Source organism: Prevotella sp. oral taxon 313 (genome assembly GCF_003043935.1).
In the GTDB taxonomy this organism is placed as follows: domain Bacteria; phylum Bacteroidota; class Bacteroidia; order Bacteroidales; family Bacteroidaceae; genus Prevotella; species Prevotella jejuni.
This window is the reverse complement of the sequence record NZ_PYXE01000001.1, coordinates 2,116,619-2,130,098: the sequence shown is the minus strand read 5'-3', so window position 1 is coordinate 2,130,098 and position 13,480 is coordinate 2,116,619. Positions and strand designations below refer to the sequence as shown.

Genomic DNA, 13,480 nt, shown 5'->3' with positions numbered 1-13,480 from the left:
TTACCTTATATAACTTGCAAATGTAGCGTTTTTCTTTGGAAATGCCAAATATCATATCCTTTGTGTTGTATTCAGCAGGGGACGGTCGAACAACCCCGATGAGGGCGTTTTTTCTGATAGCCGCATCGGTGAAGTCTACCCTAAGAGGGGCATAAAATGATTACACAAACCCCTAATTTAGTTTTAAATTCATTTGCTGTCATATTTAACATTTGCGGTAAGAGGCTAAGAAACAGTTGGTTATCTGCCTTCAATACATGACAGGAATGACAGGAAAATTAGTTTTAATAGAATCACTTGTTATCGTGAGTTAGTCAGCTGCCTACTGTTCCTGTTGTTTTAGGAAGGCTTCGATGGCTGTAGTACTATTTAATTTCTTCGTGTCAATTCCGTAGCGTTCGCTTTGATAAACTTCACGATGAAAAGGCCCGAAAACCTCGTCTATCCGTATGAAGTCAGTATTTGTAGCGAGGAAACCATAAAGGATAGTAACCCGATAATGGGTGTCCTCGTACACAATCTCGTTGCTTTTGTCGAATAGCGGTGATATCCAAAGATAAAAGAGTTGTAGTGCAATGATAAGTGGGACGGTCATCCACGTGCTTGTGTACAAACAGCCTATACTGGCATTACCCTCTTCTTCCCATTTCCGTTTGATATATCGTATGAGAAAGAAGAGTATCAACCAAGGTAATGTACAAACAATCAAGGTGTTTGCATCGCTCCATAATTTCCAAGGTGATATCCAATTGAATATTAGCCATAACAGTTCTGCCCACATCAAGTAGCTTAATGCGCTTCGAACCTTCCTATAGATATTGTGCTGTTGTGTACACATTTCGTATAATGATTTCGTACTGTTGGGAGTTCATGATGGTCTTTTGTCAGCAGAGAGAATGAGTGTCTCTGCTGATGTTAGCTGTAAAAGCAGTGCTGGATGAGCATCTTTCTGACGGTAGAGAACCTGTATAAATGTTAGCGTTTAACGCTCTCACAATAGGAGGAAACAGTCTCGAAAAAGCTGATATATAACCCACAATAAATCAGCGTGTTATAAATAGTGTTTGAGAACATGCCCTTCTTGCCTCAAGAAGGGCGTCTTCTTGCCCCTTGAAGGGCATGTTCTTGAACATTGAAGGGCCTCTTCTTGTTTCAAGCCTATCCTCGTGGCGGTTCTTCCCGCTACTTATCCCTCATGGGATGTGGCGTAATCACCGCCAGTCTCTCATACTATCTGTTTGTATGTTTAACGTTCTTATGCCCTATATTAGTATCTTTGTAGGGAAAATTCTGTGATATTTTCTCTCATAGAAGATATTTCTTTTTCTCACAGAGTTACACAGAAGAACAGAACACACAGCATTCCACAGAGACATTAAGTCAACCGATTTCACAGAACGTTACAGCCAATCTTAGTTGAAAGGCCTCTGTGATATCTGTATGCCGGAGGCGTTCTGTGAGTTCGAAACGTTGGTTGAAATGTTCTGTTAAATCTGTGAGTTCTGTGAGAGAAAAAAATCTCCAGCGAATTGTTTGTGTGTTATCTCATAGAGAGGGTGCGTTCTATTTCTCACAGATTTACACAGAAGAACAGAACACACAGGGCTTAAAGCAAGTGGTGCCACCTCTCCCTTTGTGACCTCTCGGCCGTGCATATATATGTATATTGGTTCTAATAACAATATTGAAGGATAAGTTTTTATAGAGAGAGAAGGTGAAGTCATATTCTTTTATTATCTTTGCAACAAGTATAATAACGGAAGATGATAGAAACGTTCAACACAGGAGAGACACAAGAAAGCCTCCGACAGGAATATAACCCAGACGGTTCTGTGCTACGACAGGCACAGTTGAGGCTGCTCGACATGGCTATCTATCTGCAAGAAACAGCAAAGAAGCTAGGTGTTCCTTGCCGACTTGATGGCGGAAATGTGTTAGGGGCAATGCGTCATGGAGGGTTTATTCCTTGGGATGATGATATTGACATGGTTGTAGACTACAAGGATTTTAAACGGCTCTGTGACTATCTGAAGGCGCATCCACACCCTCAATTCGTCTTACAAGACAACGATACCGACCCTGGTTTCTATAAGGAATGGGCTTGTCTGCGTGACTTAAAGAGCGAGAACAGGAGTCATGATAATCAGCAGAGTGCTGACCGAAGAATGCACGAGGCGCAGAAATTTAGAGGACTCCATGTAGACATCTTCCCCTATGAGGGTAACATGATTCCTTGGTTGCAGCGTTTGGCAGCCAAACTATCAGTCAATGTTAACACAAAGTTAGCTGGTCGTTACCCTCAGTTGGCGCAAATGGGTTATAAGTTCCTACATGTCATCGTCTTTCCAGTGTTCCGCTTTATAGGGAAACTATTTGGTAATCCCGACCTCTATATGCACTCTTACGGTGCATGGTTTTATGAGCAGAACCCGCGTCGTTGCATGATACCACATAAAGACATCGTCTTTGAAGGTCATACCTTTGAAGGGCCAGCCGATGCTGATGAGTTATGTCGTATCGCCTATGGGAACTACATGGACTTACCACCAAGGGACAAGCGTGATAGACACAAGATAGATGTTGTCTTTAAGTAGTAGGATAGTGTAGTAATGTAGGTATTAGTAGACTGTGATATCTCCATCTTCAAAATAACAATTAACCAAATATAAGTATGAACATAGCAGTAATCTTTGCAGGAGGTTCTGGACTACGTATGCACACGAAGTCGCGCCCTAAGCAGTTTCTTGACCTAAACGGAAAGCCGATAATCATCTATACATTAGAGTTGTTTGACAACCACACAGATATAGATGCTATCGTAGTAGCATGTATTGAAAGCTGGATTCCTTTCCTTGAGAAGCAGCTCCGTAAGTTTGAGATTAATAAGGTAGTGAAGATTATACCAGGTGGAAAGTCTGGACAAGAGTCTATCTACAAGGGACTGTGTGCTGCAGAGGAATATGCACAGAGCAAGGGTGTAAGCAACGAAGAGACAACCGTTCTTATTCACGATGGTGTTCGTCCGCTGATAACAGAAGAGACAATAACAGATAACATCAAGAAAGTAGAAGAGGTCGGGAGTTGTATCACTTGTATCCCAGCAACAGAAACACTTATCGTGAAGCAGGCTGATGATGCTTTAGAGATTCCTTCGCGTGCCGATTCGTTCATTGCTCGTGCACCACAGAGTTTTCGTTTGATCGATATAATAACTGCTCATAGACGCTCCTTGGCGGAAGGAAAAGCCGATTTCATCGATTCTTGTACGATGATGAGCCACTATGGTTATAAGTTAGGGACGATTATCGGACCGATGGAGAATATTAAGATTACAACCCCAACAGATTTCTTCGTGCTGCGTGCGATGGTGAAGGTGCATGAAGATCAGCAGATATTTGGATTGTAAAGTTGTTGTTATGTGTCGATGGAATGGAGATTTTTATAACTTTATAGGGTTAGAATGAAGGAAAGAATACTAAAAGAAGATATAAGCTATTTTGCTGATACGTTCCCTTTCTCAGCAGCATTGGAAGGGAAGACGATTGTTGTAACGGGGGCAACTGGCTTGTTGGGGGCGTGTATGGTACGTTGTCTGTTGGCTCTACGCACAGAAAAAGGTATCAACTTACACGTGGTGGCTGTTGTAAGGAACGTACAAAAGGCAGAGAGAATGTTTGGTCAGGCAAGCGATGAAATCAGCTATTATTCATACGACTTCTCTTGTGTTGAACCATTCATACCTACAAAAAAAATAGACTACCTCTTCCACTTTGCTGCCCCGACAGCTTCAAAAGATTTTGTTGAACACCCTGTAGAGACGATGAACACCGTCTATGGCGGTATGCAAAACCTATTGTCTTACGCCCATGAGAATGGAGTAAGTTCGATGGTGTTAGCCTCAACGTTAGAAGTCTATGGTACTGTAACTGACGACCGACACCCACTTACGGAAGACATGCAGGGCTATCTTGACCCAATGGCAACTCGTAGCAGTTATCCGTTAGCAAAGAGAGCTGCCGAGGCATTGTGCCATAATTACGCAGACGAGTATGGTGTCCACGTGAAGGTGGCACGTTTGGCACAGACTTTCGGTGCTGGTGTGAATGGTAATGACAATCGTGTCTTTGCACAGTTTGCACGCAGTGTTATGAAGAATGAGGATATCATTCTACATACGACAGGCGAGCTCAGTCGTTGCTATTGCTATACGATAGATGCCGTCACGGCAATGCTGTATATTCTCTTGCGTGGTAAGGATGGCGAAGCATACAATGTAGCAAACAAAGACACTTATATCTCTATCCGTGAGATGGCAGAGTTGGTTGCATCAACGTTTAATCCTCAGAGAGTGAAGGTGGTGATACAGCCACAAGAAGGCTTGGGATATTCGCCAACAACCAAGCTCAGACTTGCCACACAGCGTATTCAGGAGTTAGGATGGAAACCTCATTATGGGATGAAGGAGATGTTCCGTCGACTCATCCTTTCAATGGAGGAAGAACAGGTATGAGTAGTTTTCTGCAACGGATAAGAGAGAGCCTCTTCCATGTCTACGACCGAAAAGACTTGCGAAGATGGGAGGGCGACCCTAAGAATGAACTGCCAATCTATGGTGTTTATCATGTCATGTTAGACTCTGGATGGGAGTCATTGGTGAGAAGGCAGATAGATAATCTGCGTAAGAGTGGTCTGCTGGATGCGACAACGACTTTCTACGTGAGTTGTATAGCAGCCCATCAAGAGGATGTGGACTGTCTGAAGCGTATTATCAATAGTGATAAGCTCGTGATAATATCTAATGTCACCGATCCTAAGCGGTATGAGTATCCTGCTTTAGAGTTTATTAAGCAACTGTCTGAAAAGGAGGATTGTCTCTTCTATTACTTCCATACGAAGGGCATCTCTTACCAGTCGCTAACCTCTAACGACCGTCTCTTCTGCTCTTTTAAGAAGAAGATAGAGGCTTGGAGAGAGATGTTGGAATATTTCATCTTTGATAAATGGAAGGTTGCCGTGAATATTCTGAATGAAGGCTACGATACCTATAGCTGTTATCGATGGCCACCACGAAACTATACAATGTATTCTGGTAGTTTCTGGTGGGCAAGGTCGGCTTATATAAGGACACTACCAACTTTTGATAAAGCGGTTATTTCTACCAATCGTTTCTATTCTGAGGTATGGCTTTTTGAGAGAAACCATCGACAGTTCTCGGCATTTGACACAATAGCCGACCTCTACTTCGTAAGGATTCCTCGTTCTATCTATACGGATGAGCAGTCAAAGTGGCTTGATAAGGTGTGCTTCTCGTTTACTTATAATATGCGGAAAATAGAAAAGCATATCTTCAAATACAATTATAAGAAACGGTGTCAGAAACGTTTCCAGAAACTAAAGAATGAGATATAATATAAGGTGATGGATTGTTTAGAGAGGTATGTTCTCACTCAATCCTATTCGTTCTTGATAAATATTCTTTTATATGTAAGCTTTTAGGGCTGGGGACTAATATGCGCTCCCAGCCCTCTTGTCTGTTATACTTTCTTATTACCTCTATTTGATATGAAAATGATTTTCCTGTCATATCTGTCATGTCTTGTGTGCTCCTAATACCTTGATAATCAAAAGATATCCTTCAAATGTTAAAATGACAGCAACTAAAACTAAAATTAAATTAGGGTAATAGGAGTGTTTGTCTTCCTTATTTAAATAGGTAATAGCAGTCGCTTTTCGTGGTGAACCATTTTTGTTCTTAATATCATGACGTTTGTATATAAGGCGAGCAAGAGTTAATAAGATTATTTGTAAGTGTAAATAATATTCATAATCGTAATTTTTACGGGTCAACTTAACTTTGATTAGGAGTGCTTAACTAAAAGGGCAATAATAAAGAAGGAAAGGAAAATTAAACGAATAAAAAGGAAATTTATAACAATTATTCGATAATCTTCTTATAAGCGGTTTGCTTTAACTTTGCAATACTAAAATTAAGATATCTCCACATAGGTGTCAGGACAAAAATATTCAAGCACGCTGAGGCGGCCTAATAACTCAAAGTTCTACTCCGTGAGAGTCTTTCTAACGACTGGAAGATGGTTATCCGTTGTACAGTGTGTCTGGGTAATGAATGGTATATATATAATTATGTGACATCATCGCAGGACTCGAAGTTTTTGATAAAGCCCCCTTTTGAATAGAGAAGGAAAAGATATATCAAATAATTAAAACTAAAGACGAAAATGAAGAAAATTAAATTCCTTTTGTTCGTATTGCTTGCATTGCTATATGTGACCAATGCAAGTGCACTGATAAAGAACGACATCTTTACTCGGGATGGTAATACGTACGTAGTTACTGAGATGATTCCAGGGACAGTGCCAGGCACTACTAAAACTTACAATGTGGCGTTTGTATCATCTACGAACACTACCGTAAACATCCCTGCAACTGTTACGGATCCTAATAACCAGTATACTTTTAATGTAACGGCTATTGCTAATAACAGTACAGTTCCTAATGCAACATCTGTCACGATGCCTAACACAATCGTGAGAATTGAGGCTAATGCGTTTAAGGGTGGTAATATCACAAGCATCACAATACCAAAATCTGTCACTGAAATCAAAAGTGGTGCTTTTGGTCAGATGAGCCACCTTACAGCAATTAACGTTGATGCTGCGAACCCAAACTTCCGCTCTGATAATGGTGTGCTCATTGAGAAGAAGGATTCAAAAGAGTGGGTAGCAGCATATCCTTTGGCAAGACCTGATGCAGAATATACAGTGCCAGAAGGTGTTTATGGTGTATACACAAATGCTTTCCAACGTGCATCTTACCTAACAAAAATTACTTTACCAGCTTCGTTAAAGGAATCCCCTTCAACAGCAGAGTTCAATGGTTATACAAGTGCTCAGAACCTTAAAGAGATTGCTGTTGCTGCTGGTAACACGGCATTTAAGTCTGTTGATGGTATCCTCTTATCGGCTGATGGTAAAAAGTTGATTGCTTATCCAAATGGGAAAGCAGGTTCTTCTTCAACTAATCCAGCTTATCAAGGTGTGACAGGGCAGCCTAACGCAAGTGTTTACAAGATTCCTGATGGTGTAGAATCTATAGAGCAAGCAGCCTTCGCACAGGTTAATGGACTTACTGCTATCGAACTGAATGGTGTAAAGAAACTCGCTAAAGGTGCTTTTGACAAGGCTGTTAAATTAAGAAATGTATTGCTTGGTCCTTCTGTTGATACGATAGAAGATGGCGCTTTCGGTGGTAATAACGACCTTTCTGCATTTGATGTAGACCCAGCAAATCCTAACTATACAGCTGCTGATGGTGTTATTTACACAAAGAATAAGGAAGAACTTGTGTTGTTCCCTGCTGGTAAGGCTGGTGAATATACTACTTTACCAACCACAAAGAAGATTCGTAAAAGAGCTTTTTACTATGCTCAGAAGGTAACCAAGGTGAACTTCAATAGTAATCTTGAAGTGATTGATAATGATGCTTTCCAAGCAACTACAAAATTAGAGAACATCACTTTTGAAGCACCAGCAAAGATTAAGACTATCGGTACGTTTGCCTTCCAAGGTTCAGGACTAACCGAACTTAACATACCAGCATCATTAGAAGTTGTTAGTTGGAGTGCCTTTGGCTCAACTAAATTAAAGAAGGTTACTGTTGCAGATGGTTCACAGTTGCAATCAATCAATACGGGTGCTTTCAATGGGTGTAAGGACCTTGAAGAATTTACCTTTGAGGGTTCTTCTACATTGAATAAGATTCAGGCAGATGCATTCAGTGGTGATGATAAATTGAAGAGCTTTGTTATTCCAGAGAAGGTTACAGTCCTTGAGAGAGGAGCTTTCAATGGTGCTTCTGGTTTGGAGACTATCACCTTTAAGCAACCTGCTACAATGACTGTTATTGGTGAAGGTGCGTTCCAAAATGCAAAAGCATTAAAGAGAATAGAGCTTCCAAGTACTGTTACAACGATTAGTAAGGATGCTTTCAATACTTGTTCGAGCTTGACGGAGGTTGTAATCCCAGCAAGTGTGACCACAATTGACGCTACAGGCTTCCAAGAATGTGCTAAACTTGAAAAGTTCACAGTAGATAAGAACAATACCGTTTACTCCAGTGTAGATGGCTTCTTATTGAGTAAAGATAAGAAGACATTAGTATCATTCCCTCCTGCAAAGGCCAATACCTATTATACGATGTTGCCTCCAACTATTGAGACAATCGGTAAGCAAGCATTCTATTTCGTACAGGCTCTTGAGAACGTAACAATTCCAGAGAAGGTAAAGAAGATTGAAGATTTCGCTTTTGACCGTGTTGGTAACTTGAATACAATAGCCTTCTTAGGTAAGACTCCTATTACTGATGTTGCAGCATCAGCATTCAATCCTGCTAATGTAGATAAGACTAAGATAGACCTTAGTGTACGTAAAGATGCTAAAGCAGCATTTGATAGTGATCCGTTATGGAGTCAGTTCCGTACCAGAGGTGTCTCTTTCTTCAAAGAAACTAATGGTGCTGGCAATGGTACAACAGAATATTTCCCATTGTCAAAGAAGGCTGTAATGATTGTTGGTACACAAGCTGATGTCTATACATACGTAGTAAAGCCAACCGTAACAGATGACAACAATAACACATACGAGGTGCGTCTTTGGGGCGACTATGCGATGAATGACAACACAACCAATATACAGGAGGTTGTCTTTAAGAATACACTTGATTATGTAGGTCTCGATGCCTTCAAGAAGAGTAATGGTACTTCAAGCGTTAAGCGTATCTACTTCACCGCTACTGAACCTACAAAGGATATGAGTGCAACAAAGTGGGAATACTTTGACAACTTAGGTAACTATACCCAGAAGGAGTTTGAACCAAGTCTTAAGGTCTATGTAAAGAAGTCTGCTGAGAATGCTTATAAGACTGCTACAGGTTGGTCTCGTTATGCAGGTCAGACATCTTATAAGATACCAGGTGAGATTAATATAGCACATTGGTATGGTACTTTCGCACGTGAGTTTGATGCTGACCTCGGTATCTATGCACGTGAAAACAATGAAGCAGGACGCATTGGTGCTTTCATTACGCAGACTGCTGGTATGTCAACAGAGACAGATGCTACTGGTGTACAGACTACTAAGTTCATCATGAAGAGTATTAATTATGGTAATACTAACGTAACTGACTATGATTATGTACCTGCAGAAACAGGTGTGTTACTGGAGAGCCGTAGTGGAGCAAGTACTCCTGCAGACTTCTACTATGCTATCGGTGAGAAGGACAATGTTACATATAGTCTCTCAAATAATATCATGGAAGGTGTGACGGTGAAGGATACAAAGAAGCAGTCATCTACTTCTGACCCAATCTTCGCAATGACAACTGCTGGTATCTTTAAGCCTCTCAAGATAGGAACTGACCGTACGATCCCTGTTCATAAGGCTGTTGCTCGTCCAAAGGTAACGTTGTCTGCTTCAGTAAAGGTAATGTTTGTCTTTGACGATGGTGAGGATCATAACATTGTAAATGCTATCGAAACAGTAGAGAACAACAATGTCGTAGACAATAATGCTTATTATAACTTACAGGGCCAGCGTGTAGAGAACCCACAACATGGCGTGTTCATCCACAATGGTAAGAAGGTAGTATTGAAGTAAGAATAATCTAAGATGCTTTTATGTTGTAGGGGATGTCTGAGTGTCCATAATCATAACGACTCCCCTACAGCTAAAAGAAGCACCATGATTAGCAAGTTCACTAAAAAAGAAAATTAAAGGAGATAAGATAATGGAAAAGAAAGAATATATAACACCGGAGATACTTTGTTGTGATCTAAGGGCAGAGGGATTGATGGACGACCATACAGCTGTTTTACAGACAAGTCCTCGCGTGTCTTCTACAGCCCCTGGTCAAGGTGGTGACCTTGATGATGATGATGAGGTAGCAGCAAAGCCTATTTATGAATTCACAGCTTGGGAAGAGGAGGAATAACCTATGATACGACTATCACATCATTCTGAAATGATGGATGCAAGAACCTATTTCTATAAAGAGATGATGCACAATCGCATGAAAGAAATACTGAAACGTGTTGCATTAGGTTTACTTGGTGTATGCTCGTTGATGATGATTGCCCTTTGTGCATATATGTATGGACTTATTGGATAAATAGTCTTTATAATAAAATAATAATGTGAGTTAAGTATTTAACCTCTTTGTTTTGAGGGTGGACTCTTTGTGACGAGGGTCTGCCCTTTTTGTTATTAATGTACTTTATCACATGGAATATAATCCCTATTTAGTTGCTATATCGTAAATATAGTTGCTGTTTGTAGCATAAAACTGTCGTATTAATGAAATAATTTGGTCATTTTATCTAATATGTCGAGGATATTCATTAATTTTACAAAATAATTTGAACTAAATTAGAAAAAACGAAAAACGAAAATGATGGTATCGGACTTCAGAGACATTCTGTCTTTTGTAAGGAATGAAAGAGCAAATATAGAGGGCGACATCTATGTTGGTTCTAAATTTCTTATTACACGTAATTGCAACAGCTTCTTTAAGCCGCTCCTTGATAATAACTATCCTGTGAAAGCAAATGTAGCACGAATAGCGATGGTTAAGAGGGGATGGTGTGAGCCTACTGTTGGATATAAGAAGTATCATTGTAAGCCTGGTGACTTATTGTTTATTAACTGGGGAGCAACGGTTAATGATGATGCCTTTGGGCATGATACGACTTTTGATGGCTTTACGATGACAGAAGACTTTATGCGTATGGTCTTTGGCGGAAAATTACCGGAGTTGTTTCTGTCTCCAGATTTATGTTTCTCTATTCATTTGGATGAGAAAGAACAAATGGTCTGGGAGCAATATACGCAAATGCTCTATAGTTTGTCATCTCTTCAATCAGTAAGTGACGAGACATTACACTTCCTTTTTGTTTCTGTATTGAATTATGCTCAGTCACAGTATAAACTGATGACAACAGAGTCACGAGGTGGCTGGTCGAGGAATAAGCAGGTGGTGGAGCGATTTATTCGATTGGTAAATGAGAATGCTAAGATTGAGCATGAATTAGAATTCTATGCTTCTGAATTATGCATGACTGCCCATTATTTAGGAATGATAATTAAAAAGGAAACAGGAATTACTGCAAAAGAGTGGATTGATAAGACCCTGATTACGCTTATAGAACTTGAATTGCGTTATTCTAATAAGTCTTTGAAGATGATTGCTGATGAGTACAACTTTGTGTCTCTGAGTTCGCTGTGCAAGTTCTATAAACGGAGAACAGGCATTACAGCCACTGCATTTAGAGTAACAAAGAGTTGATGTTTGACTTTTGAAAGGATGAGATAATAGGTGAAGGAGACAATTGCATGTTAGTAAAACCATCCTATTATTAGTCGGTTATTTGCTCGTCTGTATATAATATGGATAATCTACTATTGTAAACTGCTCTTGTGAAACAACTTAATATAAGCGCTGAACATCAGAGATGATCGTTGTAGGTACCAGACCGTCAATAGTCTTTCCTTGGCTTACGCGTTGGCGTATGTCTGTACTACTGATATCAATAAAAGGTGTTTGAAGGAAAGTGACTCCCTGAGGTAGTGAGGTCTCAGAGAGTCTTTGATTGTGTCGTGGATATACCACGATAGGGTAGTGGGAGAGGATATCCTCTGCATGATACCATCGGTCGAAGGCTTCCCAATTATCGCCACCAATGAGAAGAGTGAAGCGATGAGTGGGGTAGTCGTTACTAAGATGCTGTAGAGTGTTCCATGTGTAAGAAGGTTTCGAAAGATGAAACTCGTAGTCCGAAGCCTTAAAATGATGATTGTCAGCTGTTGCTTTGCGCACTAAATCTAATCGTTGTTGGTCGGCTAAGAGTTGTTGATTAACTTTGAAAGGGTTCAGAGGAGACACCATGAACCACACCTCGTCTAATTTCTTCTTCTTAAGAAAAGCCTCAGCTAACGCAATATGTCCGTTATGAATAGGATTGAAGGAGCCCCCAAAGATACCAATGGAAACTCTTTCTGACTCCTCCGAAGGGACGGGAGAGCTTGACGGAATAAAGTTAGTTGATGGTTTCATAGAGAGGTTGTTGTGGAACTAATCACTTGAATTAACATAGAGGCAACTGTTATGTCCGAAATTCTAAACTTTATGATAAAGATATTCTTCCTCTTAGTCTTCCCATTAAGGTCTATCTCTTTGGAGAACTGAGGGAAGTTTCTTATCCTTCCAAAAATGTTTTTACAATCTCGTATGTCTCTTGTTTTGCCTTTTCAAGGTCATCATTGACAATGACTCTATCGAAATTCTTAGCAAAGGTAAGCTCGTAGGACGCTTTAGCAAGACGATTCTCGATGGCTTCAGCACAATCAGTCTGACGGCCAACAAGGCGACGACGGAGCTCTTCTACAGATGGAGGTTGAATAAATAAGCTCAAAGCACGTTCACCATAGAATTTCTTAATATTACATCCGCCCTTAACGTCTACATCGAAGACTACGTTCTGACCAGCTTCTACCTGGTTTTCTACTTGTGATTTCAATGTACCATAGAAGCGATTCTCATAGACCTCCTCAAACTCTAAAAATTCTCCATTATGAATCTTCTCTTTGAACTCTTCTGGTGAGAGGAAGATATATTCCACACCATTCTGCTCTGTACCACGTGGTGCACGAGTAGTACAACTGATGGAGAAAGCCAACTTCAATTCGGGATGTTCCTTCATTAACCATTGAACGATGGTGCTCTTACCAGCACCAGAAGGCGCTGAAAGAATGAGTAACCTCCCCCCACCCCTCCGAAGGAGGGGAGTGCCTAACAGACAGTCTTGGGATATGTTAGGAGACGAATTGAAATTAGAAATGTCTTCCTGTATCTTTGCTGTTGGTGTCGTATTAGCAGATTGGTTCTCAGATGAAAGCTTGTTCATAGCTGTTTTTATTTTGTTTAATACATTATTGAGATCGTAAAGCACTTCTTCATTGGTGAATCGTATGATTTGAAAACCAAAGGATGCAAGGTAGGCATCTCGTTTCTCATCGTTTAATCGTTGTTCCTTTATAGTGTGATATCCTCCGTCAACTTCTATTATAAGGTTTAATGTAAGGCAGACGAAGTCAGGGATATAGTCATAGATAGGATGTTGTCGGCGAAAGCGTACACCTAATTGTTTTCCCCTAAGGTATTCCCATAAAAGTGCCTCTGCCTCAGTAGGATGTTTCCTATTATATTTTGCATTTTGACAAAGTAGCTGATAAGTAGAAGCATCATTGGTATGGTAGTGAAGGTTCCCAAAATAACAGTGTCCTTTATCTTTCTTTTCCATAGCTTCGACTTAGTTTGTTTTATAATCTATGAATATTTTGACATAGGAGATGTTTCTTATTTGCGATACTATTCCTTATTTTCAGAAGAAGGTATGTTTACTCACTTA

General features: G+C 40.2%; 11 protein-coding genes. 8 read left to right on the top strand and 3 right to left on the bottom strand.

The window, feature by feature from the left end:
- Nucleotides 1–322: 322 nt before the first annotated feature.
- Complete coding sequence (locus AXF23_RS08445) at nt 323–838, bottom strand: hypothetical protein (RefSeq protein ID WP_107624980.1); 516 nt, start codon at nt 836–838, stop codon at nt 323–325.
- Nucleotides 839–1,763: 925 nt separating this feature from the next.
- On the opposite strand from AXF23_RS08445, the gene AXF23_RS08435 reads away from it, so the two are divergent.
- The 8 genes from AXF23_RS08435 (at nt 1,764) to AXF23_RS08405 (ending at nt 11,358) form a co-directional block, all read left to right on the top strand.
- On the top strand, nt 1,764–2,594 hold the full coding sequence (locus AXF23_RS08435; RefSeq protein ID WP_107624979.1) for a LicD family protein: 831 nt from the start codon (nt 1,764–1,766) through the stop codon (nt 2,592–2,594).
- Between the two features lie 77 nt (nt 2,595–2,671).
- Entirely contained in the window at nt 2,672–3,406 is a 735-nt protein-coding gene (locus AXF23_RS08430; RefSeq protein WP_107624978.1) for an IspD/TarI family cytidylyltransferase, read from the top strand.
- 54 nt (nt 3,407–3,460) lie between these two features.
- Nucleotides 3,461–4,510: an NAD-dependent epimerase/dehydratase family protein gene (locus AXF23_RS08425; RefSeq protein WP_107624977.1), complete on the top strand. Its 1,050-nt coding sequence runs from the start codon at nt 3,461–3,463 to the stop codon at nt 4,508–4,510.
- Complete coding sequence (locus AXF23_RS08420; protein WP_107624976.1) at nt 4,507–5,409, top strand: hypothetical protein; 903 nt, start codon at nt 4,507–4,509, stop codon at nt 5,407–5,409. Before AXF23_RS08425 ends, AXF23_RS08420 begins: the two co-directional genes overlap by 4 nt.
- Before the next feature lie 830 nt (nt 5,410–6,239).
- Nucleotides 6,240–9,674, top strand: coding sequence for a leucine-rich repeat domain-containing protein (locus AXF23_RS08415; protein WP_107624975.1), 3,435 nt, complete (start codon nt 6,240–6,242; stop codon nt 9,672–9,674).
- Between the two features lie 130 nt (nt 9,675–9,804).
- Complete coding sequence (locus tag AXF23_RS08410) at nt 9,805–10,008, top strand: hypothetical protein (RefSeq protein ID WP_009010846.1); 204 nt, start codon at nt 9,805–9,807, stop codon at nt 10,006–10,008.
- A 3-nt stretch (nt 10,009–10,011) separates the two neighbouring features.
- A complete protein-coding gene (locus tag AXF23_RS15950; protein ID WP_158267688.1) occupies nt 10,012–10,185 on the top strand; it encodes a hypothetical protein in 174 nt (57 codons plus the stop codon).
- 279 nt (nt 10,186–10,464) lie between these two features.
- Nucleotides 10,465–11,358 (top strand): helix-turn-helix domain-containing protein, encoded by an 894-nt coding sequence (locus AXF23_RS08405; RefSeq protein ID WP_107624974.1) that lies wholly within the window; start codon nt 10,465–10,467, stop codon nt 11,356–11,358.
- Between the two features lie 141 nt (nt 11,359–11,499).
- On the opposite strand, the gene nadD is transcribed toward AXF23_RS08405, so the two are convergent.
- Together nadD and gmk are read right to left on the bottom strand one after the other, a co-directional pair.
- Nucleotides 11,500–12,126 carry a nicotinate (nicotinamide) nucleotide adenylyltransferase gene (nadD, locus tag AXF23_RS08400; RefSeq protein ID WP_199222173.1) on the bottom strand — a complete coding sequence of 209 codons (627 nt, stop codon included), beginning with the start codon at nt 12,124–12,126 and terminating at the stop codon, nt 11,500–11,502.
- A 142-nt stretch (nt 12,127–12,268) separates the two neighbouring features.
- Entirely contained in the window at nt 12,269–13,372 is a 1,104-nt protein-coding gene (gmk, locus tag AXF23_RS08395) for a guanylate kinase (protein ID WP_107624973.1), read from the bottom strand.
- Nucleotides 13,373–13,480 lie beyond the last annotated feature (108 nt).